This is a genomic window from Coprobacillus cateniformis (genome assembly GCF_009767585.1).
Lineage (GTDB): Bacteria > Bacillota_I > Bacilli_A > Erysipelotrichales > Coprobacillaceae > Coprobacillus > Coprobacillus cateniformis.
The window spans coordinates 1-23,031 of sequence record NZ_WSNW01000001.1 but is presented as its reverse complement, the minus strand read 5'-3'; the positions used below and the strand labels follow the sequence as shown (position 1 = coordinate 23,031).

Sequence of the window (23,031 nt, the reverse complement as noted above, 5' to 3'; positions counted from 1 at the left end):
GTTTTATCCCTCGTGATTTTCTAATATATTTAATTCTGTTTCTTTATCAAAGAAATGAACTTTATTCATAAGATAAGTAAATGAACCTTCGTCATTGGCTCTAAGTGGTGTACTGCCTGGAACTTTGACTACAAAAGGGGCATTATCTTTTGTCATATGAATGAAACTTTCTGAGCCCATGAGTTCAACAACATCTACTTGATTTTGGAATGAAGCTTCCGGATGATGCATGATATATTGCGGATGAGTTGAAATATCCTCAGGACGAATACCCATTGTTACAGTTTTGCCAACATAACCACATGCTTTAAGAATTTTCGCCTTGTCTTCAGGAATGGTAAGTGTTATATCTGAAAGAACAATTGATAATTGATTGTCTTTTTCTTCAATGAATCCATCTCTGAAGTTCATTTGTGGACTACCAATAAAACCAGCAACAAATTTATTAATAGGATGTTCATAGAGATAAGTAGGGGCAGCAACTTGTTGAACGCGACCATCTTTCATAACAACAATTCTCGTTCCCATTGTCATCGCTTCAGTCTGGTCATGAGTGACATAAATAAATGTAGTTCCAAGTTGTTGATAAATTTTTAGGATTTCAACACGCATCTGAACTCTTAATTTTGCATCCAGGTTGCTTAAAGGTTCATCCATTAAGAAGACTTTAGGTTCACGAACAATGGCTCTTCCTAATGCAACACGTTGTCTTTGACCACCAGAAAGAGCTTTCGGTTTACGGTCTAAATATTGTTCTATATCTAAAGCTTTTGCAGCAGCACGAACTTTTTGATCAATAACATCTTTTGAGACTTTGGCAATCTTTAATCCAAAAGCCATGTTATCATAAACAGTCATATGAGGATAAAGTGCATATGATTGGAAAACCATTGCAATATCTCGATCTTTTGGAGCAACATCGTTCATTAAAGTATCATCAATGTAAAGTTCTCCTGCTGAAATATCTTCTAATCCAGCAATCATTCTCAGTGTTGTAGATTTTCCGCATCCGGAAGGACCTACAAAAACAATAAATTCTTTATCAGCAATATCTAAGTTGAAATCAAAGACAGCTTGAACATTATTGTCATATATTTTATCTATATTTTTAAGTGATAATGTAGCCATTATATTTCCTCCTATTTATATTTCTTGTTGTATAAATATAGTAAGACCAATAAACCAGTCAAACCAATAAGTTCCATCCCTAGTCCAGCATAGCCAACATTTTGCTGTCCAATGCAAACCAGCCCAAATGAAATGACAAAGCAAATAGCAGCGATTATATTTTTAGTTGTATTACTCATATCAATTCACCTCTAATCTTTCAATCCACCAAGAGTCATCCCTTGGGTAAGTTTCTTTTGGACCATGATATACAAAATCAATGTTGGAAGCATAACAATAACCAATCCCGCATATAGCTGACCATAGTTTGCAGCAGCCATTTGCCCTTTAGATAAAGTAACCAATCCGACTGGTAATGTCTTAGAAGCCCCTGGCATCAATGTCAATGCAATAATGTATTCGTTCCAGAAAGCTAAGAAGTTAAATAAGATAACTGTAATAATACTTGGCTTTGCCATGGGAGCCATAACTTTAATCATTGTTTTAAAATATCCGCAGCCATCAATAAATGCTGCTTCTTCATAAGCTTTAGGAAGAGTTCTAAAATAACTGCTTAAAAGATAAACTGTAAATGGAATAGCAGTTGCTGCATAAACAACAGCTAAAATAACAATATTATCTAGAAAGAAGAAATCTCCAATCATATCATAAATAACATCATCCCAAGATGTTAACATCAAGAAAATTGGAACAACAATATAATTAACATTGATAAATAAACCTCCCATAAAGGCTGTGTTAATGAATTTTTTACCTTTGAAATCAAATCTTGCCAAAACATAAGATGCAGGTAATGCAATAACAACAAGTAACAATAGACCTAATGCTGTAACAATAACTGAATTCAAGAAATATTCAGCCATATTGGCTTTCTCAAAGGCATCTAAGAAGTTTTGAATATAAAAACTAGCAGGTAATGACCATGGACTTCCTTGAAATTCTGCATTTGTTTTTAATGATGACATAAATACCCATACAACAGGAACTATTATTGATATAGCAAGTGTAATTAAGGCAACATACACAAATATTTTATAAAGTTTACCACTACTTATTTTTTCTTTTTTCATGTGTGTCCCTCCTTAGAATTCATATTCTTCACGTTCTGTCACTTTATTAATAACAGCACTTAATAAGAATGAGAAGATAAATGTGATAGCACCAATAGCCATACCATAACCGTAACTTGCATTGTTATAAGCTTGATCATAGAGATAGAAGAGAAGAACACGACTCGCTCCATCTGGTCCACCCGTTGTCATAACTTGAACCAATAAGAAACTTAAATTGATTGTACTGATAACAAAGAAAGTTAAAGTTGTACGAATGTTACTCCAAACAAGTGGGAGAGTAATGGTAAAAAACTGTTTGATTTTTCCACAGCCATCAAGTTCAGCCGCTTCATAATAATGCGCAGGGATAGATGACATACTCGCCATATACATAACCATATAATAACCAATAGCTTGCCAAATTAATGCAAAAGCAATTGAATACATGACAATAGACTGATTTCCTAAATAAGGAATACCCTGCCAATCTTTACCCATAAATAAACCTAAAAAACTATTTAGCAATCCATTTGCTGAGGGGTCATAAATAGCTGAGAAAATGGCTCCTATAACAACAATGGATAATATATTAGGAATATAAAAGATAACTCTAAAGAAATTTTGTCCTTTTAATTTTTCTCTAACTAATATGGATGCAAAGATAATTGCGAGAGCAAGCGTGAATATTGTGACAACAACGATCACAAAGATAGTATTCTGGAAAGCTCTAATAAAATTCATATCTTTAAATAAAATCAAAAAGTTGTTAAGCCCAACAAATGTTTTTTCATCAGAAAATCCTCCCCATTTTAATGTCGACATTAAGAAGACATTAATAGTTGGATAAACCATAAAAACTGTGAATAGAATAACTGCAGGAGCAAGACATAAAATGATAAAACGTCTTTTTTCTTTTTTCTTATTCATAGTAATCCTCCTTCTTACTTATAAGAATAGGCGGTGTTCCCACCGCCTACCTCGTGTTTTTTATGAAACTATTTATTAGCATCTGCAATTTTTTGAACTGCATCTACAGAAGCATTATACCATTCATCAACTGTTTTATCACCTGAGACTACTGAGTTAATAGAACCAAATAAGATTCCAGTTTCACCAGTTAAAGTTACACCTTCAACAGCGTTTGCTGCCATAAATGTTGAACTGTTTGTTTTGACACCTTTATCAGCCATTGTAAACATGAAACTATCAGATTCAGCAACTCTCTTTTCAGAACCTTTGATTGGAATTAAGAAACCAGCTTTGTAAATTTCTTTTTTAGGATCTTCACTCTTTTTCATTGCTTCTTCATCTAAAGCACCATATTTGTAGAATAAGTCAGCAGCTTCATCGCTATAACAATAAGCCATGAATTTCATTGCTAATTCTTTATTTGCAGCTTTTTCAGGTACATACATTTGTTCTACAAAGTTAGTTGAATATGAATCTCCACCAGCTTTAGCAGCAGGAATACCAGTAATTCCCCATTCAAATCCATCAGGAGTTGTTGCAGCCATTTCACCTGGTAACCAAGTTCCATTAGGGCAGAATAATGCTTTACCATCAATGATTAATTGTTGATTTTTTGTGAAGTTATCACCATTAGCATTTGCGACTGTAGTAGGAGCAGTATATTTTGCTAATTTACCAACGATTTCAAATGCTTCTTTAACTTCAGGAAGTTTCCAAGCATCTACATCATAACTAATTAATTTGGCATAAGTTTCTGGACCAGCAGTAGCGTTTAATAAAGAAGTAAAGAACGCATCAAAGTAACCAGCAGTAGGATAAGTGAATAATGAAATTCCTTCTTTTTTAGCTTCTTCAGCTAATTTCCACATTCCATCCCAATCTTTTGGAACTTCCCAATTTTTTTCTTTGAATAAACCAGCGTTATAGAATAATCCACAAGGGGCATTGTTTAATGGTGCTAAATATAATTTTCCATCACCATAAGGGTCAGCAGTTGCTCCTTGAACAAATGAAGATAGAATTTTGTCTTTGACTTTTGTGCTCTCACCAGGAATTTCAGTGTCTAATAATGCAGAAATGTCAGCAATTTGTTTTTCTTTGATAAGTGTATCAGTTAAACCGCCAACACCTCCTACAGTTAAATAAATGATGTCAGGAACATCTTTCCCAGCAGTGATTTTTGGTCTGACAACATCACTGATTTTTTTATCAAATGTTGCATTAACCTTTACACCATTATCCTGTTCAAATTTTTCAATGACTTTTTTCCAGCCTTCAGTACCATAACCACCATCAAGACCGGCGATTGTTAATGTTTTCCCTTCAGCAGTGCTGGTATCTTTATCTTTGTTTCCACATCCAACAAGTAAAGAACCTAACATCAAAACAGAAAGTCCTAAAGATAACACTTTTTTTGTTTTCATTTTCTTGTTTTCCTCCTTCATGATATCTTCTAATACCAATATATCTAAATGTAACCGCTTTATCTACTCGAAAATTGTTAATTGTTTTATATATATTGCTTTTTGTACAAAAAAATAATAAAATATAAATGGAAAAATATGGAAGGAGATTTTTATGAGCAACAATAGAATAGACATTTCTAAAAATGATGTTTTTGATTATGAGGCTAAACTCATCTATATTACGTATTCTAAATTTGAAAATGATTGGACATCATTAATGCATTTTCATCCTTTTTCAGAGATATTTTATGTTGTTGGAGGAAAGGGGAAATTTACTGTTGAAAATGATACATTTGATGTCAAACAAGATGATATGATTATTGTAAATCCAAATGTTTATCATCATGAAGATAGTGATGGAGATCATCCATTAGAGTATGTTGTTCTTGGTGTGGAGAATCTATCCTTTGGTCTAAATGGTGAAGATAATGAGTTTTTATATCAAAGTTTTGAAAAAAACAATGATGATATCCAATACTATATTACTCATCTTTTAACTGAGAGCGAAGAAAAATTGACTGGATATGAGACAGTATGTCAGAAATTGTTTGATTTATTTTTATTAAAAGTTGTGAGATATATGAAATTAAATTTAAGTGATAATCCCATTCAAAAACCTATGAAAAGAGAAATCAGAATGATTTGTCAATATATTGATCAAAACTACGCTGAAGATATGTCATTAGAATCATTAGCAGAATTTATGAAGATGAATAAATATTATATGGCACATGAATTTAAAAATAATATTGGTATATCTCCTATTAATTATCTCATTGAAAGAAGAATTAAAGAATGCAAATCACTTTTGACGACAACCAGTTTATCAATTGCTGAAATATCTGAGACTGTTGGTTTTTCATCACAATCCTATTTTTCGCAAATATTTAAGAAGAATACAAATATGACTCCTAAACAATATCGTGATGAGAGTATATATAATAACAAAGAAAAGAAAAAAGATGATAGCGCAATGTATCAAAAGCAATATATATTTAAATCAATAAGTAGTGAATAAAATATATTATATAATATAGAAAGGAACTGATTGGTTAAAACTGCTTTTTTCTTGTTATATTTTCAATTATTTTATAGATAGAAAACGAGAATTGAAAAAAAATATCATTTTTTTAAAAAAAGACTTTACAAGGGAGAGGAGAAATGATATTATAAGTGAGCACTCGACGAGAGAGGCGCCAGAGAGGTGCCAAAAACGGGTCAAGGACATTGAAAACTAAACAGAAAACACGTCAAAGAAAGTAGTAAGAAAAAAGAGTCAAGAGAACAAGTTATTGTTTGAGATAAACAATGGAGAGTTTGATCCTGGCTCAGGATGAACGCTGGCGGCGTGCCTAATACATGCAAGTCGAACGCACTGATTTTATCAGTGAGTGGCGAACGGGTGAGTAATACATAAGTAACCTGCCCTCATGAGGGGGATAACTATTAGAAATGATAGCTAAGACCGCATAGGTGAAGGGGTCGCATGACCGCTTCATTAAATATCCGTATGGATAGCAGGAGGATGGACTTATGGCGCATTAGCTGGTTGGTGAGGTAACGGCTCACCAAGGCGACGATGCGTAGCCGACCTGAGAGGGTGGACGGCCACACTGGGACTGAGACACGGCCCAGACTCCTACGGGAGGCAGCAGTAGGGAATTTTCGGCAATGGGGGAAACCCTGACCGAGCAACGCCGCGTGAGGGAAGAAGTATTTCGGTATGTAAACCTCTGTTATAAAGGAAGAACGGTATGAATAGGAAATGATTCATAAGTGACGGTACTTTATGAGAAAGCCACGGCTAACTACGTGCCAGCAGCCGCGGTAATACGTAGGTGGCGAGCGTTATCCGGAATCATTGGGCGTAAAGAGGGAGCAGGCGGCAATAGAGGTCTGCGGTGAAAGCCTGAAGCTAAACTTCAGTAAGCCGTGGAAACCAAATAGCTAGAGTGCAGTAGAGGATCGTGGAATTCCATGTGTAGCGGTGAAATGCGTAGATATATGGAGGAACACCAGTGGCGAAGGCGACGATCTGGGCTGCAACTGACGCTCAGTCCCGAAAGCGTGGGGAGCAAATAGGATTAGATACCCTAGTAGTCCACGCCGTAAACGATGAGTACTAAGTGTTGGGGGTCAAACCTCAGTGCTGCAGTTAACGCAATAAGTACTCCGCCTGAGTAGTACGTTCGCAAGAATGAAACTCAAAGGAATTGACGGGGGCCCGCACAAGCGGTGGAGCATGTGGTTTAATTCGAAGCAACGCGAAGAACCTTACCAGGTCTTGACATACCTCTAAAGGCTCTAGAGATAGAGAGATAGCTATAGGGGATACAGGTGGTGCATGGTTGTCGTCAGCTCGTGTCGTGAGATGTTGGGTTAAGTCCCGCAACGAGCGCAACCCTTGTCGCTAGTTACCATCATTAAGTTGGGGACTCTAGCGAGACTGCCTCTGCAAGGAGGAGGAAGGCGGGGATGACGTCAAATCATCATGCCCCTTATGACCTGGGCTACACACGTGCTACAATGGACGGATCAAAGGGAAGCGAAGCCGCGAGGTGGAGCGAAACCCAAAAACCCGTTCTCAGTTCGGACTGCAGTCTGCAACTCGACTGCACGAAGTTGGAATCGCTAGTAATCGCGAATCAGAATGTCGCGGTGAATACGTTCTCGGGCCTTGTACACACCGCCCGTCACACCATGAGAGTTGGTAACACCCGAAGCCGGTGGCTTAACCGCAAGGAGAGAGCTGTCTAAGGTGGGACTGATGATTAGGGTGAAGTCGTAACAAGGTATCCCTACGGGAACGTGGGGATGGATCACCTCCTTTCTAGGGAGAAGAGCGTGAGTTTCTGTTTAGTTTTGAGTGAGCTTGAAGAGGGCGAACTCAGGGAACATTGAAAACTGAATAGTAATCTAGTAAAAACAAAACTTTTTACAAACGAAAAGATAAGATGAAAGAAACGAGATCAGGAATAGAAATTCATGAGAAGGTTGAATCATCTAGTCAAAGTGGTAAAAAAACTAAGATAACAAGCTGAGTGATCGAGAGATCACGAAACAAAAAAACAAGTAGAACTTGAACACTTTAGGTTAAGTAAGAAAGAGCGTATGGCGAATGCCTAGGCACAAAGAGGCGAAGAAGGACGCAGCAAACGGCGAAACGCGACGGCGAGCAGTAAGCAGGCAAGGACCCGTCGATGTCCGAATGGGGGAACCCGGCATCCGTAATGGGATGTCAGCGCATGATGAATAAATAGTGATGCGTGGCGAGACGCAGGGAACTGAAACATCTCAGTACCTGCAGGAGAAGAAAGTAAAGAACGATTCCGTAAGTAGCGGCGAGCGAAAGCGGAGGAGCCCAAACCATCGCAAAGATGGGGTTATAGGGCTGTCAGCGAAGCAGACATGACATGATAGGAGAAGCTTCTGGGAAGGAGCGACGAAGAGGGTGACATTCCCGTATCCGAAATCGTGAAGTGATGCGAGACAGTACCTGAGTACGTCGGGGCACGTGGAATCCTGACGGAATTATCGAGGACCATCTCGAAAGGCTAAATACTCCTTTGTGACCGATAGTGAACCAGTACCGTGAGGGAAAGGTGAAAAGAACCCCGGGAGGGGAGTGAAAGAGAACCTGAAACCATATGCTTACAAGAAGTCAGAGCCCGTTAAGGGGTGATGGCGTGCCTTTTGTAGAATGAGCCGGCGAGTTATGATATGCAGCGAGGTTAAGCAGGAGATGCGGAGCCGAAGCGAAAGCGAGTCTGAATAGGGCGAGAGTTGTATGTCATAGACCCGAAACCGAGTGATCTAGCCATGATCAGGTTGAAGTTGGGGTAAAACCCGATGGAGGACCGAACCGACCCCCGTTGAAACGTTGGCGGATGAATTGTGGCTAGGGGTGAAATTCCAAACGAACTCGGAGATAGCTGGTTCTCCCCGAAATAGCTTTAGGGCTAGCGTCAGAGTGAAAGTTATGTGAAGGTAGAGCACTGAATATGTGATGGCCTCATCCCGAGGTACTGAATATAATCAAACTCCGAATGTCACAGGAACATATCTGGCAGTCAGACTGCGGGTGATAAGGTCCGTAGTCAAAAGGGAAACAGCCCAGACCATCAGCTAAGGTCCCAAAATATATGCTAAGTGGAAAAGGATGTGGAGATGTCCAGACAACCAGGAGGTTGGCTCAGAAGCAGCCACCCTTTAAAGAGTGCGTAACAGCTCACTGGTCGAATGACTCTGCGCCGAAAATTTACCGGGGCTAAGCATAATACCGAAGCTATGGATTTATACGACAAGTATAAGTGGTAGGGGAGCGTTCCTGTCAGCGAGGAAGCATGACCGCAAGGACATGTGGAGCGGCAGGAAGAGAGAATGCCGGTGTGAGTAGCGGAACGTGGGTGAGAATCCCACGCACCGAATACCCAAGGTTTCCAGAGGAAGGTTCGTCCGCTCTGGGTAAGTCGGGACCTAAGGCGAGGCCGAAAGGCGTAGTCGATGGACAACGGGTGGAGATTCCCGTACCTGATGAAGAGGCAATGGAGTGACGGAGCAGGCTAGGCGATCCAGCTGCTGGAATAGCTGGTGCAAGCGAGGTAGGGGACATCCAGGCAAATCCGGATGTTGAAACCCGAAGGCGTGACGCGTATGGAACATTACGATAAGTACAGAAGTCGCCGAAGCAAGCTTCCAAGAAAAGCTTCTAGCAATCAACTCTTTGTCAGCCCGTACCGAAAATGGACACACATGGGTGAGGAGAGAATCCTAAGGTGAGCGAGAGAACTATAGCTAAGGAACTCTGCAAAATGACTCCGTAACTTCGGGAGAAGGAGTGCTCATTGAGAGATGAGCCGCAGTAAAACGGCCCAAGCGACTGTTTACCAAAAACACAGCTCTCTGCCAAGACGCAAGTCGAAGTATAGGGGGTGACGCCTGCCCGGTGCTGGAAGGTTAAGAGGAGTGGTCAGCGCAAGCGAAGCCATGAATTGAAGCCCCAGTAAACGGCGGCCGTAACTATAACGGTCCTAAGGTAGCGAAATTCCTTGTCAGGTAAGTTCTGACCCGCACGAAAGGCGTAACGATTTGGGCGCTGTCTCAGCTGTAGACTCGGTGAAGTCTTAGTACCTGTGAAGATGCAGGTTACCCGCGACTAGACGGAAAGACCCCATGGAGCTTTACTGTAGCTTGATATTGGATTTTGATGCATGATGTACAGGATAGGTAGGAGACGAAGAGACGGATACGCCAGTATTCGAGGAGTCGCCGTTGGGATACTACCCTTCATGTATTGAAGTTCTAACCGGACGCCATAAGCTGGCGACGGGACAGTGTCAGGTGGGCAGTTTGACTGGGGCGGTCGCCTCCCAAAGAGTAACGGAGGCGCCCAAAGATACCCTCAGCATGGTTGGAAATCATGCGTAGAGTGCAAAGGCAAAAGGGTGTTTGACTGCGAGACCAACAAGTCGAGCAGGGACGAAAGTCGGGCTTAGTGATCCGGCGGTGCCGAATGGAAGGGCCGTCGCTCAACGGATAAAAGCTACCCTGGGGATAACAGGCTGATCTCCCCCAAGAGTTCACATCGACGGGGAGGTTTGGCACCTCGATGTCGGCTCATCGCATCCTGGAGCTGAAGTCGGTTCCAAGGGTTGGGCTGTTCGCCCATTAAAGCGGTACGCGAGCTGGGTTCAGAACGTCGTGAGACAGTTCGGTCCCTATCTGTCGTGGGCGTAGGAAGTTTGAGGAGAGCTGCCCTCAGTACGAGAGGACCGGGGTGGACAGACCAATGGTGCACCAGTTGTCACGCCAGTGGCACAGCTGGGTAGCTAAGTCTGGAAGGGATAAACGCTGAAGGCATCTAAGTGTGAAGCCCCCTCCAAGATGAGACTTCCCATTCTTCGGAAGTAAGACCCCTCAAAGACGATGAGGTTGATAGGTCAGAGGTGTAAGCGCAGCGATGTGCGAAGCTGACTGATACTAATAGGTCGAGGACTTAACCAGAAGAAGGTTGTTCAAGAAGAAGGCGAGATTACTGTTCAGTTTTGAGTGCTCCGAGAGGAAGGCACCAGGAGAGATCTGGTAGCGATAGCATGATGGAAACACCTGTACCCATCCCGAACACAGAAGTTAAGCATCATAACGGCGACGATAGTGAGCAATCGCGACAATAGCAAGCTGCCAGTTCACTTCGGATATCCACACTGGATATCCTTTTTTTGTCTTTCCTTCATTTCCTATTTTGTTTTCATATTGAATAATAAAAAAACCTGCATTTTTGCAGGTTTTATGTTTTATTTATTTTTTAATAATGAAGCAGCTGCTTCATCAGCAATTAATATACAATCTGGATGATCTTGAAGTGCACTTGCAGGTAAATCAATAGTTTTAGGTGCTTCAGCCATTCCATAAACTGCTTTTGCTTTGCCTTCACCACAAGCAATAAGTAAAACCTTTTTTGCTGCCATGATATTTGCAATACCCATGCTTACTGCTTGAGTAGGTACATCTTCAATTTTTCCATCAAAGAATAAACGTGCGTTATCTTCAATAGTAGATTGTTTTAAATCAACTTTATGTGTTACTGAATCAAATGGAGTACCAGGTTCATTAAAACCGATATGACCATTAGAACCAATTCCTAATAATTGAATATCAATTGGATTTTCTTGTAAAAGTTTATTGTAAGATTCACATTCTTCATCAATATTCCCTTGACCTTTAGGAACATGAACATTTTCCATGTTAATATCTAATTCATTAAATAAGTTATGACACATAAAATAGTGATAACTTTGAGGATGTGATTGATCTAAACCAAAATATTCATCTAGATTAAATGTTTTAATATCTTTATAAGATGTTCCATTCTTTTTATGGTCTTCTCTCATTAATTCATACATTCTTACTGGTGTAGATCCAGTAGCTAAACCTAAATTTGCTTGTGGATTGCTTTTAACGATATCTAACATAATTTCACAAGCTTTTTGACTTGCTTCTTCATAATTTTTAACAACAATGACTTTCATTTTTGTCCCTCCTATATTTACTTACATTATATACCAAAGATATAAGAAATAAAAGGCTAATTTTCATAATTTGAAAATATAATATATAACTGATAAACCTATATGAAACGTGTATTTTTATTTTCTTTTATAATCACATGAAAGAGTTATAAAAAAGTGGAAACACATACATTTTAGTGAAATATTGCAATATAAGCCTTTATTTTATGGAGAAAATAAGGTAAAATAGGGTTCATATGGAGGTAGGTCAAAATGACAATGATAAAAGGTATTGCGGCATCTAATGGTATTGCAATTGCAAAAGCTTACAAATTAGTTATGCCTGATTTAACAGTAGAAAAAGTAACTGTTGAAGATGTAGAAAAAGAAATCAAAGCATATGAAAATGCAATGGAGCAAACTGCTAAGGATCTTGAAACAATTAAAGAGGCTGCATCAAAAAATTTATCAGCTGAAGAAGCAGCTGTCTTTGATGCACATGCATTAGTATTATCGGATCCAGAATTAAAAACTCAGGTTGAAGATAAAATTAGAAATGAAGCATGTAATGCAGCTGCTGCATTGGATGAGGTTTCAGCAATGTTTATTTCAATGTTTGAGTCTATGGGTGATGAGTATTTCAGAGAAAGAGCTGCTGACATAAAAGATGTATCACGTCGTTTATTAGCAAATTTATTAGGAAAACCATTACCTAATCCTGCATTAATTGATGAAGAAGTAGTCATTATTGCTGATGATTTAACACCTTCTGATACAGCTCAATTAAATAAAAATCTGGTTAGAGGATTTGCTACTAATATTGGTGGTAGAACTTCTCACTCTGCGATTATGGCAAGAAGTTTAGAGATTCCTGCAGTTGTTGCATGTAAAACAATCACTGATGATGTTCAAGATGGAGATATGATTGCTCTTGATGGTATTGAAGGTGTTGTTATGATTAATCCGGATGAAGCAACAATTCAAGAATATACAACAAAACGTGATGAATATAAAGCTTACCGCGAAGAATTAAAGAAATTAGTTAATGAAAAGACTGTTTCTACAGATGGTAAACATGTAGAATTGGTTGCAAATATTGGTTCACCAAAAGATCTTGAAGGTGTGAGAGAAAATGGTGGTGAAGGTGTTGGATTGTTCAGAACTGAATTCTTATATATGGAATCTGCTGAATTACCAAGCGAAGATAAGCAATATGAAGTTTATAAAGAAATATTAGAAGGTATGGCTGGTCATCCAGTTGTCGTGAGAACTCTAGATATTGGTGGCGATAAAGAAATTGAAGCCATTGACTTACCAAAGGAAATGAATCCATTCTTAGGTGTTCGTGCTATTCGTTTGTGTTTCCAAAGAGAAGATATCTTTAGAACTCAATTAAGAGCTTTATTAAGAGCTTCAGTACATGGTGATTTAAGAATTATGTTCCCAATGATTGCTGCTTTAGGTGAGTTTAGAAAAGCTAAGGGAATTTTATTAGAAGAAAAAGAAAAATTAATAGCAGAAGGTATTGCTGTATCTGATAGTATCCAAGTAGGTATTATGATTGAAATCCCTGCTGCTGCAGTTTTGGCAGATCAATTTGCAAAAGAAGTTGATTTCTTCTCAATTGGAACAAATGACTTAATTCAATATACATTTGCTGCTGACAGAATGTCTTCTGGTGTATCTTACTTATATCAACCATTTAATCCATCTATTTTAAGATTGGTTAAACATGTTATTGATTCTGCACATAAAGAAGGTAAGTGGGCTGGTATGTGTGGAGAAATGGCTGGTGAACCGTTAGCAGCTCCATTATTGCTAGGATTAGGACTTGATGAATTTTCAATGTCTGCTACATCAATCTTATCACAAAGAAAGTTAATCAGAGGACTTTCACAAGCTGAAATGGCTGAATTAGCTAATAAGGCTATTAACTGTGGAACAATGGAAGAAGTTGTTGAATTGGTAGAAGCAGCTACAAAATAATGAATAAAAACGTGGTTATAAATTAACCACGTTTTTAAATACACATTCTTCAATAATTTCTACAACATTTTTTAAAATTTCTTCATCTTTAAGTGTAAAACGATTATAGTATGGAGAATCAATATCTAGCACACCAATAACTTCATCATTGACTGTGATAGGTAAAACAATCTCACTACGACTCGCACTATCACAAGCAATATGACCAATGAACTGATGAACATCTTCAACACGGATAACCTTTTTTCTAAGGACCGCCGTTCCACATACGCCTTTTCCTATAGGAATACGCACACATGCAACTTTCCCTTGAAAAGGTCCTAAAACAAGTTCGTTATTTTCTATGAAATAAAATCCTACCCAGTTAATTTCTTGTAGGCTTTCATTGAGAAAAGCAGAGATATTGGCCAGATTTGCAATGACATTTGGTTCATCTTTTACAAGTGCATAAATTTGGTCTAAAAATAAATGTTTATTCATTGCTTTCACCTCTTATTTAGTATAACATACTCTTATGAGGTGGCAACAATGAAAATTAAAGAATTTATCAATTATGCAATGAATGAAGAACATCCTCAATATGCACTTGCGACAAAGAGAGAAGAAATAATCTATCAAAGAAGACATGATTTAAGAAGTGATTTTGGTAGAGATTATACTCGCATTCTTTTTTCACAAGCTTATCGTCGCTTAAAACATAAAACGCAAGTCTTTTTTGCAGTTGAAGATGATCATGTTTGTACAAGAAGTGAGCATGTGAATTTGGTGGAATCAGTGTCTCATACAATTGCTTATGAATTAGGATTGAATACTGAACTAACAAAGGCAATTGCAGTAGGTCATGATTTAGGACATGCACCTTTTGGTCATGGAGGAGAGACTATTTTAACACGTATAGCCAAAGAACACGGTTTAGAAAAGTTTTGGCATGAAAGAAATAGTTTGCATTTTGTTGATGATATTGAATTGTTGGAGGATAATGAGCATAATCAACATAATTTGAATTTGACATATGCAGTTAGAGATGGAATCATATCTCATTGTGGTGAAATGAATCAGAAATATATACAAAAACGAGAACAATATATTGATTTGCATGATTATAATTATGCAGGACAATTTAATCCATGGACATATGAGGGTTGTGTTGTGAAAATGTCAGATAAAATAGCGTATTTAGCTAGAGACATTGAAGATGCATTGAGACTTCGTGTTCTTACTGAAGAAAAAGTTGATAGTTTAAAAGAGTCACTTAACAGTATCAGTGATTATCAGTTTCATGCGATTAATAATGGATCGATTGTTAATTATTTCATTCATGACGTTATTGAAAATTCATCGGTAGAATGTGGGATTGGACTATCGGATGAAGCCTTTAAAATCATGAAAATGATTATGAAATTTAATTATCAAAATATCTATTTAATTAAAAGAGTTCAAATTCATAATAATTATGTTTCTTTAATATTAGATTCTATTTTTAATTTCATATATGATTATTCAAAAGCAGACAATATGATTTCAGCATTATTAAAAGATCAAAATCAATATCCTAAATTAATATCCCATTACTTAAAATGGCTTGATAAATATGCATATATTGAAAATTACCCAAGAAAAAAAGAATACATGAATAAAGTCGTTTATGACTTTACTCATGATTCTCATGCATTAGAAAAAAGTATTATTGACTATTTATCAGGAATGAGTGATGCATTTATCATTCAAGCATTTAATGAATTAATTTCTTTTTAATGAAAATGCTTTTTGACATTCATATGAATGATATCAATTTCTAAGAGCATTGTGTTTTGAAGCATTTGCTCATTTAAGTTTTTTGTAAATCCAGGTGTAAATCTTTGTAAGAAAGCTTCTAACAGAGCTTTCTTATTTTCTTTAACTTCTTTAAGGAAGCCATAAATATGTACACTTTGATGATTATGTGTAAAAACTTCTTTATGTATTCCTAAGTCATCTACAACATTATAGCATACCAGTTGATTTAAACCTTCAAGTTTATGCCCAGTATGACCACAATGAAAATAAATATGTCCATCTACTACAAAATGATTTAAACTTGTACAATATGGGACTTTAGAAGAAATGGCAAGTGTACCATAGTCAACCTTGTTTAAAATATTGAATCCATCATTATATGTCAGTAATTTACGTGGCTTTCTGATTGGAGGGATGGAATATTTTAAATAATCATGTTTATAAAAATCTTGATAGTTTGTATAGAGAATATTGTTTATGACTTGAGATTCTTCTTGATTATTCAAGACAAGAATATAATTATAATCACAATTCTTCAATAATTCTTTTGTATAGATATTTAATAAATTTTCAGTATATTGTTTTATAAGTTCTGTTTTCATCTTATGACTCCTTTTCTTCATTTTATAAGAAATAACTGTTCAAGTCTATGAAAATCTATGATAAAATAAAAATCAATGAAATGAGGTGTTCATATGCCAATTAAAATACCAGATAATTTACCGGCATCAAAAATATTGAAAGAAGAAAATATATTCGTGATGAATGAAACACGAGCTACAACTCAAAAAATCAGACCACTAAAATTATTGATCTTAAACATTATGCCAACGAAGATTATTACTGAAACACAACTCTTAAGATTATTATCTAATTCACCATTGCAGATAGAGGTTGATTGGATTCATATGGCTAGTCATGAATCTAAAAATGTTTCAAAAGAACATCTTTTAGCATTTTATAAAACATTTGATGATATCAAAGAAAACAGATATGATGGGCTTATTATAACAGGTGCTCCTGTTGAAAAATTGAAATTTGAAGAAGTAGATTATTGGGAAGAATTAACACAATTATTAGAATGGTCTAAAACACATGTATTCAGTAGTTTCTTTATTTGTTGGGCTGCTCAGGCCAGTTTGCATTATTTCTATGGTGTTTCCAAATATCTATTGCCACATAAATTAACAGGTGTTTATCAACATCATACCAATGTTGATAAAATGAAAAGAAAAATATTAAGAGGGTTTGATTATCAATTTTATGCTCCCCATTCAAGATATACATCTGTATCAAAAACGGATATAGAAAAGATAGAGCAATTAGATATTTTAGCAACTTCTGATGAGGCAGGGGTATATCTTGTTGCATCAAAAGATGGATCACGTTTCTTTATTACTGGTCATCCTGAATATGATCCAGACACATTAGATAAAGAATATAAACGTGATTTAGCCAATCCAAATATTAAGAGTGAAATGCCTAAGAATTATTATCTCAATGACGATATTCATCAAGAGATTCAAGTAAAATGGCGTTCACATGCATATCTTATATTCTCTAACTGGTTAAACTACTACGTTTATCAAGAGACTCCATATGATTTAGAAGAACTTAAAGAAAGATAAATGGGAATATATTCCATTTATTTTTATTTGTGTGAAATATGTGATAAAAAAATATCGTTATTAGTCAGAAAATAAGGGTATTTGATTGAACGAATAATAAAAATAATGTATAATTGAAAATGATATGACTCTAGGAAATATTAAAGGGAGGATGCTATTTTGAAATTAAAAAAAATAAGTTTTATAGGTTTATTAACAGTAACTTTATCTATTACAGGTACAATTTTAAATATAAAAGCAACAGATGAAAACAAATCACAAATTCATGGACCAGAAGTAACTGATTATTTTACAATTATAGATGAAAATGGAGCTTCTAAAATTGTATATTTTGATGATATTGAAAATGATGATTCGATTGCAAAAGAAATGGCAACTGAATATAACTTAGTTGTTGGAAAAGGTGATGACAAAGAAGTTGTTGCTACTTATGATAGTAAAGAAGACGCTCAACAGGCTTTAAATAAAAGAAAATATCTCCGTTCAAGTACAACTTATTCAGTTGAAGAAAAAAACAAGGCTGTGACATATGGTGTTGTTTATTTGAATGCAAAGTCATATGATGGAGAGAGTTATTTAACGTATGATAACGTTAGTAATCCTGGTTATGACGGTTATACAACAGGGAGTTATGCAAAAGATGCTGCTTATCTAGGGACTTTTAATGGTAAGGTAAGAGCTATGCAGGCTGGAGTCATTATGGATTTTGATTCTCGTGATGTCACTGTTATTGACTATTCAGCTGCTAATATTTCATATTATTATGTAAGCGATGGGTATTTATATCATAGATTTTATTATGGAAGTTCTAATAAATACAATACTTATAGAGTTGGATATAAGTTAAGCTATTTATCTGCTGGAAAAAAGTATTATAGTTATGATGGTCATTATTTCTATACAAGTTATCCAAATATGATTAAAGACTATCAAAATGGTGTCCATACAAATGCAGTTAATAAGTCTGATCCGTATTATAATTATTATCAGTATCTTTCTCATCGAACAACAACGAGTTTATCTGCTGGTCAAATCAATAGTATTGTTAATGATCATGTGGGGAGTAGTAGTTCCAAAATGAAAAATATGGGAAGTTATTTTATACAGTATCAAAATGCATATGGTGTTAATGGCTTGTTAATGTTGGGTGTATCTGGAAATGAAAGTACATGGGGAACAAGTGATATTGCAAAGGACAAGAATAATTTATTTGGGCATGGTGCAGTTGATAGTAATCCATATTATGGTGCACATGGATATGCTACTGCTTCAGATAGTATAAAGTATCATGCTGAGAAATTTATATCTAATGGATATCTAGATAATGAAGACTGGAGATATAACGGAGGCTATTTAGGTGATAAAGCAGGGGGGATTAATGTTCGCTATGCATCAGACCCATATTGGGGTGAAAAAGCTGCTTCAGTAAATTATTATTATGGTGTTGGTAATGATTATGGACGATATACAATGGGGATTATTAATGGCGTTCAAAAATCTTATAAATTATATAAAGAGGCGTCTTATTCATCACCAGTCATTCATACTTTAGGACAAAAAACAAATGGTGTAACAAGTCCGCGTACATATAACTTGGCAGTTGTTATTTTGGATACTGTCACTGACTCTGCTGGTAACAGATGGTATAAAATTCAATCTGATACAGCATTAAACTCTTCAAGAACTGATACTAATTGGGATGGCATATATAACTTTAGTAAGGATTATTATTTCATTCCTACATCAAATGTAACAGTTATTAATCAAGGGAACGTAAAAGTTCCATCATATTATACTGGCGATGTTAATGGAGATGGAAAAGTATCATCATTAGATTATATACAAATCAAAAATCATATTATGAAAACAAAAGTTTTAAGCGGTGATGCATTGTTAAGAGCTGATGTTAATGGAGATGGGAAAGTATCATCATTAGATTATATTAAAATTAAAAATCATATTATGGGAACAAATAGATTATTTTAGTAAGGAGAAAATAGATGAAAAAAAATAAAATAATTAAAGGGCTGCTTTTTTCAACGGTATTTGCTGTTTTGATGAATTTAAGCTGTCTTAATGTATTTGCAGCATCATTCTCAGTGAGTGCAAGTAAATCTTCAGTAACTCCTGGTGGAAAGTTTACTGTAACAATATCTGTTGGTGGGGCAGGCCAGTTTAATGTATCAGCATCAAATGGGTCAGTTTCAACAACTAGTGTCTTTGCTGATGGAAGTGCAAGTGTGACGGTGACTGCTGGGCAATCAGGTAAAACAACTGTAACTGTATCTGCTGTTGATGTAACAGCTACAGATGAAAGTCCTGTTACAGGAAGTAAATCTGTTTCAGTAAGTATAAAAAGTTCTTCAAATGGCGGTGGTAGTTCTTCAAATGGTGGATCTTCAAATGGAGGAAATTCATCTGGAGGATCAAGTGAAACGCCTAAGGAAGATACACGTTCTAAAGAAAATAATCTTTCTTCATTAAGTATCTCTTCTGGAACTTTGTCACCTGTATTTTCAGCTGATAAAACAACGTATAAAGTTGATTTAACAAGTGATATCAAAAAAATCACTATAAATGCTAAAGCTAAGGATTCTAAGGCATCTGTTTCTGGTACAGGAGAACATGAACTTAAAGTCGGTGAAAATAATTTTGTTATAACAGTTAAAGCAGAAAATGGATCAAAAAAAACATATACCATTTCAGTGTATGTGACTGAGAAACCTAGTGTTTTTTTGAAAATGGGTGATCAGAATTTAGGTGTTTTAAACGATTATTCTAAAGTGGATGTTCCCAAAGGATTTGAAAAAACAAAAATAACAATAGATGGAAATGAAATTTCTGCTTTGAAAAATGATACACTTGGGTTGACAGTTGTTTATCTACAAAACGAGACACAGGGAACTGGGTTTTATATATATGAAAATAATAAAATTGTAAGAAAATTTGAAACAATTACTGTTAATGGGAAACTTTATATTCTTATGGATGCTCCTCAAGACTTGAAAGGACTTCAGGGATTAAAGTCTGGAAATATAAAAATCAGTGAAGTGGAAATTCCAGGTTGGACATTTAAAGATAAAGATTTAAAAGATTATAGCGTTGTTTACTTAATGAACGAGTTAGGTGAAAAATCTCTTTATACTTATGAGGCTACGGAGCAGACACTTCAAAAATTTAAGGCTTCTGAGTCAGCTGATAATAGTGTTCTTACATATATTTTCATTGGAACAACTGTAGTATTTGCTGCTGGAACTGGAGTATTAGCGTATCTTTATTTCAGTTTTAAAAAGAAATCTATATCTGCCATAAAAGATTATTATGATAAAAAAAATCAAGGTGAGTAACCTTGATTTTTTATAACTTATGCTGTCTATAAAATTCTCTTAAATGAATTCTATCTTGTTCACTTAAATCTTTTTTCTTGATTCCTTGGATGGTAGCTTCTAAAGCAAGCAATCGATGGATACAAGCTGAAGAATCTATTTGTTGAATTCTTAGCCATGCTTCCTGGCTACCAATATCTTGTAATTGATCTAATGTATCAATTCCAACTTGATGAAGCTGTTTTTCAACAACTGGGCCAATATTAGGATATTCAGATAATTTTTTCATAGTTCTATTCCTCCAATTTCATATTTTCATATTCTTGTAAAGTTATAATAATATCGTTATATATCTGCTGATTTAAATACTCTTTTAATTCTGTAGGGTGAACGAATTTAAAGTCAGTATGTTCATCAGAAATAACAACATTATCATTTGTAGGAATTGTTAAGAAACCTATACCTACAGTTTGATAATGAGGACGTATAGCAGTGAATGTGTAGACTGGCTTTAATATTTTAATGTCCAAATTTGTTTCTTCTTTCAATTCGCGAGTTAAAGCTTGATGTGGTGTTTCTCCATATTCTAAACCACCACCAGGGAGTTCCCAATACCCTAGACCATCAGTCGATGGTTTGATTTTCTTAAGAATAAGGACTTTATGATTATAAATGACAATTGCTTTCACAGTTATGTGAAATCTGATATTTTCCATCTTTATATATCCTCCAATTACTCATATCATACCACTTTTTTATAAAATTGTATCGTTTTATTTGAATATTTGATATAATGTTTAATGAGGTGATTTTATGATCGATTTTTTTGAAGAGGCTAACAAGAGAAAAGAAGATATCATAGCTGATATTGAGAGGCTTTGTGAAATACCATCAGTATTGGATGAAGCGACGTCAAATGAAGGGCAACCATTTGGAAAGCCTTGCCGTGAAGCATTGGATCTTATGTTGTCAATAGGGGAAAGAGATGGTTTTAGAAGTGTTAATGTTGATGGGTATGCTGGTCATATTGATATAGGGGAAGATGAAGAAACATTTGGAATATTAGGACATTTAGATGTTGTACCCTGTAATGAACATGGATGGAATACTGATCCATATCATGTAACCATTAAAGATGGCAAACTTTATGGTCGAGGTGTTGCTGATGATAAAGGTCCTTTGATCGCTGGTTATTATGCTGCAAAAATCATACATGAATTAAACTTACCTGTAAAAATGAAAACAAGAATTATTTTTGGTTGTAATGAAGAAAATGGTTCTAAATGTATGCAATATTATTTTACAAAGCAACCATACCCTAAAATGGGGTTTACACCTGATGCTGAGTTTCCTGTTGTTTATGGAGAAAAAGCTGGAGTTAATTTCCAAATGAAAGGTGAGATAGAAAAAGATAATATTATAGGTATTTATTCTGGATCACGTGCAAATATTGTACCAGAGACATGTGAGGCTTATATTTCAGGTCATTATAAACAATATAAAGAGGATTTTATTCATTATTTAAATCAACAAGGTTTGCAAGGCTCTTTGGAAGAAGAAGGGAACCATACAAGATTGACATTAATTGGAAAATCAGCTCATGCTTCAACGCCAGATGCAGGAATTAATGCTGCAGTTTATATGTGTCATTATCTTGCAACTATTTCTGAGAACCAATTAGTGCATTTTGTTGATGATTGTTTTTATCAGGATAATTATGGTAAGAAACTTGGGATTGCATTTAAAGGTTTAATGGGGGACTTAACTGTTAACTTAGGTGTCCTTAATTATAAAGATGGATATGCGAGTTTAGTTGTTGATATGCGAGTTCCTCATGAAATGACAGATGAACAACTAACGATGCCAATCGTTCAACAGCTCAATAAATATGGGTTAGAAGAAACGCATGAGTTAGGGAAGGCTCTATATATTGACCCACAAAGTGATCTTGTCCAAAATTTACACAGTGCCTATGTTGAATTTACTGGTGATCATATTCATCAGCCTCAAGCGATTGGAGGAGGAACATATGCAAAATCTATGCCAAATTGTGTTGCGTTTGGTGTAGAATTTCCAGGTACTGATAATAAGATTCATCAGAATAATGAAGAAATATCTATTGATGATTTGTTGAAAGCAACTGCTATCTATGCGAAAGCACTTTACAATTTAATTAAGAAATAGGGTTTTCCCTATTTCTTATTGCTTATTTTATAGATATTATGTTATAATAATTAAGCGTCATGCAGGCGTGGTGGAATGGTAGACACGCTATCTTGAGGGGGTAGTGGACGTACGTCCGTGTGAGTTCAAATCTCATCGCCTGCACCAATATAATTTATAAATATATATAATTTTTTGATATTGCAGCTGTGGTGGAACTGGTAGACACGCTATCTTCAGGCGGTAGTGGATAATATCCATGTGAGTTCGAGTCTCATCAGCTGCACCAAATAGTTATCTAAGAGATAATTTATGAAATCTTTGTGATTTTGTGAATTGTCTCTTTTTTCGTTATATAAAGCGGTTTGAGAGACAATGAAAAGATATTAAATCAAATATATTGCATAACGAAGGAGTGAGAAGAAAGTAGCAATATAAATATCAAATTATTTAAGTCTCGTTACAAATCAAAATAATAAAAATTTGAAAAGTTAAAAAAAGAACGAAAGAACAAAAGAACAAAAGACAAA

General features: G+C 35.7%; 17 protein-coding genes, 2 tRNA genes and 3 rRNA genes. 12 read left to right on the top strand and 10 right to left on the bottom strand.

Annotation, left to right across the window (positions count from 1 at the left end; translation table 11 throughout):
- Positions 1 to 3 precede the first annotated feature (3 nt).
- The 5 genes from GQF29_RS00105 to GQF29_RS00090 all read right to left on the bottom strand — a co-directional run bounded on the left by GQF29_RS00105 (position 4) and on the right by GQF29_RS00090 (position 4,573).
- On the bottom strand, positions 4 to 1,128 hold the full coding sequence (locus GQF29_RS00105) for an ABC transporter ATP-binding protein (protein WP_008788860.1): 1,125 nt from the start codon (positions 1,126 to 1,128) through the stop codon (positions 4 to 6).
- 11 nt (positions 1,129 to 1,139) lie between these two features.
- Positions 1,140 to 1,307 carry a DUF6903 family protein gene (locus GQF29_RS18295; protein WP_008788861.1) on the bottom strand — a complete coding sequence of 56 codons (168 nt, stop codon included), beginning with the start codon at positions 1,305 to 1,307 and terminating at the stop codon, positions 1,140 to 1,142.
- Positions 1,308 to 1,319: 12 nt separating this feature from the next.
- Positions 1,320 to 2,198 (bottom strand): carbohydrate ABC transporter permease, encoded by an 879-nt coding sequence (locus GQF29_RS00100; protein ID WP_160340656.1) that lies wholly within the window; start codon positions 2,196 to 2,198, stop codon positions 1,320 to 1,322.
- Between the two features lie 12 nt (positions 2,199 to 2,210).
- Complete coding sequence (locus GQF29_RS00095) at positions 2,211 to 3,107, bottom strand: carbohydrate ABC transporter permease (protein ID WP_008788863.1); 897 nt, start codon at positions 3,105 to 3,107, stop codon at positions 2,211 to 2,213.
- Between the two features lie 68 nt (positions 3,108 to 3,175).
- Entirely contained in the window at positions 3,176 to 4,573 is a 1,398-nt protein-coding gene (locus GQF29_RS00090; protein WP_008788864.1) for a carbohydrate ABC transporter substrate-binding protein, read from the bottom strand.
- A 154-nt stretch (positions 4,574 to 4,727) separates the two neighbouring features.
- On the opposite strand from GQF29_RS00090, the gene GQF29_RS00085 reads away from it, so the two are divergent.
- The 4 genes from GQF29_RS00085 to rrf all read left to right on the top strand — a co-directional run bounded on the left by GQF29_RS00085 (position 4,728) and on the right by rrf (position 10,801).
- A complete protein-coding gene (locus tag GQF29_RS00085; protein WP_008788865.1) occupies positions 4,728 to 5,633 on the top strand; it encodes an AraC family transcriptional regulator in 906 nt (301 codons plus the stop codon).
- Between the two features lie 287 nt (positions 5,634 to 5,920).
- Positions 5,921 to 7,445: ribosomal RNA gene (locus GQF29_RS00080) — 16S ribosomal RNA — on the top strand.
- Positions 7,446 to 7,706: 261 nt separating this feature from the next.
- Positions 7,707 to 10,618, top strand: a 23S ribosomal RNA gene (locus GQF29_RS00075).
- A gap of 74 nt (positions 10,619 to 10,692) precedes the next feature.
- Positions 10,693 to 10,801, top strand: a 5S ribosomal RNA gene (rrf, locus tag GQF29_RS00070).
- The 16S, 23S and 5S rRNA genes sit together here, the layout of an rRNA operon.
- 107 nt (positions 10,802 to 10,908) lie before the next feature.
- Here rrf and nagB read toward each other — a convergent pair.
- Positions 10,909 to 11,643, bottom strand: coding sequence for a glucosamine-6-phosphate deaminase (gene nagB / locus GQF29_RS00065; protein WP_008790869.1), 735 nt, complete (start codon positions 11,641 to 11,643; stop codon positions 10,909 to 10,911).
- 258 nt (positions 11,644 to 11,901) lie between these two features.
- Between nagB and ptsP the strand changes: the two genes are divergently transcribed.
- Positions 11,902 to 13,608: a phosphoenolpyruvate--protein phosphotransferase gene (gene ptsP / locus GQF29_RS00060; protein ID WP_345893111.1), complete on the top strand. Its 1,707-nt coding sequence runs from the start codon at positions 11,902 to 11,904 to the stop codon at positions 13,606 to 13,608.
- A 15-nt stretch (positions 13,609 to 13,623) separates the two neighbouring features.
- Here ptsP and GQF29_RS00055 read toward each other — a convergent pair whose 3' ends face one another.
- On the bottom strand, positions 13,624 to 14,088 hold the full coding sequence (locus GQF29_RS00055; RefSeq protein ID WP_008790871.1) for a GAF domain-containing protein: 465 nt from the start codon (positions 14,086 to 14,088) through the stop codon (positions 13,624 to 13,626).
- A gap of 48 nt (positions 14,089 to 14,136) precedes the next feature.
- Between GQF29_RS00055 and GQF29_RS00050 the strand changes: the two genes are divergently transcribed.
- A complete protein-coding gene (locus GQF29_RS00050) occupies positions 14,137 to 15,363 on the top strand; it encodes a deoxyguanosinetriphosphate triphosphohydrolase family protein (RefSeq protein ID WP_054690403.1) in 1,227 nt (408 codons plus the stop codon).
- Here GQF29_RS00050 and GQF29_RS00045 read toward each other — a convergent pair.
- The gene (locus GQF29_RS00045; protein ID WP_054325588.1) at positions 15,360 to 15,986 is read right to left on the bottom strand and encodes a pyridoxamine 5'-phosphate oxidase family protein; all 627 of its coding nucleotides are present in this window, start codon (positions 15,984 to 15,986) and stop codon (positions 15,360 to 15,362) included. The genes GQF29_RS00050 and GQF29_RS00045 overlap by 4 nt on opposite strands.
- 93 nt (positions 15,987 to 16,079) lie before the next feature.
- Between GQF29_RS00045 and metA the strand changes: the two genes are divergently transcribed.
- The 3 genes from metA (at position 16,080) to GQF29_RS00030 (ending at position 20,359) form a co-directional block, all read left to right on the top strand.
- Positions 16,080 to 17,012, top strand: a complete 933-nt coding sequence (metA, locus tag GQF29_RS00040; RefSeq protein WP_054325587.1) for a homoserine O-acetyltransferase MetA — start codon at positions 16,080 to 16,082, stop codon at positions 17,010 to 17,012.
- A 159-nt stretch (positions 17,013 to 17,171) separates the two neighbouring features.
- On the top strand, positions 17,172 to 18,998 hold the full coding sequence (locus GQF29_RS00035; RefSeq protein WP_117599177.1) for a dockerin type I domain-containing protein: 1,827 nt from the start codon (positions 17,172 to 17,174) through the stop codon (positions 18,996 to 18,998).
- Positions 18,999 to 19,012: 14 nt separating this feature from the next.
- Positions 19,013 to 20,359, top strand: a complete 1,347-nt coding sequence (locus GQF29_RS00030) for a cadherin-like beta sandwich domain-containing protein (RefSeq protein WP_117599178.1) — start codon at positions 19,013 to 19,015, stop codon at positions 20,357 to 20,359.
- A gap of 10 nt (positions 20,360 to 20,369) precedes the next feature.
- On the opposite strand, the gene GQF29_RS00025 is transcribed toward GQF29_RS00030, so the two are convergent.
- Together GQF29_RS00025 and GQF29_RS00020 are read right to left on the bottom strand one after the other, a co-directional pair.
- Positions 20,370 to 20,627 (bottom strand): TfoX/Sxy family protein, encoded by a 258-nt coding sequence (locus GQF29_RS00025; RefSeq protein ID WP_008790877.1) that lies wholly within the window; start codon positions 20,625 to 20,627, stop codon positions 20,370 to 20,372.
- 4 nt (positions 20,628 to 20,631) lie between these two features.
- On the bottom strand, positions 20,632 to 21,054 hold the full coding sequence (locus tag GQF29_RS00020; RefSeq protein WP_008790878.1) for an NUDIX hydrolase: 423 nt from the start codon (positions 21,052 to 21,054) through the stop codon (positions 20,632 to 20,634).
- A gap of 97 nt (positions 21,055 to 21,151) precedes the next feature.
- Between GQF29_RS00020 and pepV the strand changes: the two genes are divergently transcribed.
- From pepV to GQF29_RS00005, 3 genes are all read left to right on the top strand, one after another.
- Entirely contained in the window at positions 21,152 to 22,522 is a 1,371-nt protein-coding gene (gene pepV / locus GQF29_RS00015) for a dipeptidase PepV (RefSeq protein WP_117599179.1), read from the top strand.
- A gap of 61 nt (positions 22,523 to 22,583) precedes the next feature.
- Positions 22,584 to 22,669, top strand: a tRNA-Leu gene (locus GQF29_RS00010).
- A gap of 35 nt (positions 22,670 to 22,704) precedes the next feature.
- Positions 22,705 to 22,790 (top strand) — tRNA-Leu (locus GQF29_RS00005).
- The last annotated feature ends 241 nt before the right edge of the window (positions 22,791 to 23,031 follow it).

What these genes read in the sequence shown, in the direction of transcription:
- GQF29_RS00020 (WP_008790878.1), bottom strand. Translation starts at nt 21,054, where the DNA reads ATGGAAAATATCAGATTTCACATAACTGTGAAAGCAATTGTCATTTAT.
- GQF29_RS00050 (WP_054690403.1), top strand. Translation starts at nt 14,137, where the DNA reads ATGAAAATTAAAGAATTTATCAATTATGCAATGAATGAAGAACATCCT.
- GQF29_RS00030 (WP_117599178.1), top strand. Translation starts at nt 19,013, where the DNA reads ATGAAAAAAAATAAAATAATTAAAGGGCTGCTTTTTTCAACGGTATTT.
- GQF29_RS00095 (WP_008788863.1), bottom strand. Translation starts at nt 3,107, where the DNA reads ATGAATAAGAAAAAAGAAAAAAGACGTTTTATCATTTTATGTCTTGCT.
- GQF29_RS00085 (WP_008788865.1), top strand. Translation starts at nt 4,728, where the DNA reads ATGAGCAACAATAGAATAGACATTTCTAAAAATGATGTTTTTGATTAT.
- GQF29_RS00055 (WP_008790871.1), bottom strand. Translation starts at nt 14,088, where the DNA reads ATGAATAAACATTTATTTTTAGACCAAATTTATGCACTTGTAAAAGAT.
- GQF29_RS18295 (WP_008788861.1), bottom strand. Translation starts at nt 1,307, where the DNA reads ATGAGTAATACAACTAAAAATATAATCGCTGCTATTTGCTTTGTCATT.
- metA (WP_054325587.1), top strand. Translation starts at nt 16,080, where the DNA reads ATGCCAATTAAAATACCAGATAATTTACCGGCATCAAAAATATTGAAA.
- ptsP (WP_345893111.1), top strand. Translation starts at nt 11,902, where the DNA reads ATGATAAAAGGTATTGCGGCATCTAATGGTATTGCAATTGCAAAAGCT.
- nagB (WP_008790869.1), bottom strand. Translation starts at nt 11,643, where the DNA reads ATGAAAGTCATTGTTGTTAAAAATTATGAAGAAGCAAGTCAAAAAGCT.
- GQF29_RS00105 (WP_008788860.1), bottom strand. Translation starts at nt 1,128, where the DNA reads ATGGCTACATTATCACTTAAAAATATAGATAAAATATATGACAATAAT.
- GQF29_RS00025 (WP_008790877.1), bottom strand. Translation starts at nt 20,627, where the DNA reads ATGAAAAAATTATCTGAATATCCTAATATTGGCCCAGTTGTTGAAAAA.
- GQF29_RS00090 (WP_008788864.1), bottom strand. Translation starts at nt 4,573, where the DNA reads ATGAAAACAAAAAAAGTGTTATCTTTAGGACTTTCTGTTTTGATGTTA.
- pepV (WP_117599179.1), top strand. Translation starts at nt 21,152, where the DNA reads ATGATCGATTTTTTTGAAGAGGCTAACAAGAGAAAAGAAGATATCATA.
- GQF29_RS00045 (WP_054325588.1), bottom strand. Translation starts at nt 15,986, where the DNA reads ATGAAAACAGAACTTATAAAACAATATACTGAAAATTTATTAAATATC.
- GQF29_RS00100 (WP_160340656.1), bottom strand. Translation starts at nt 2,198, where the DNA reads ATGAAAAAAGAAAAAATAAGTAGTGGTAAACTTTATAAAATATTTGTG.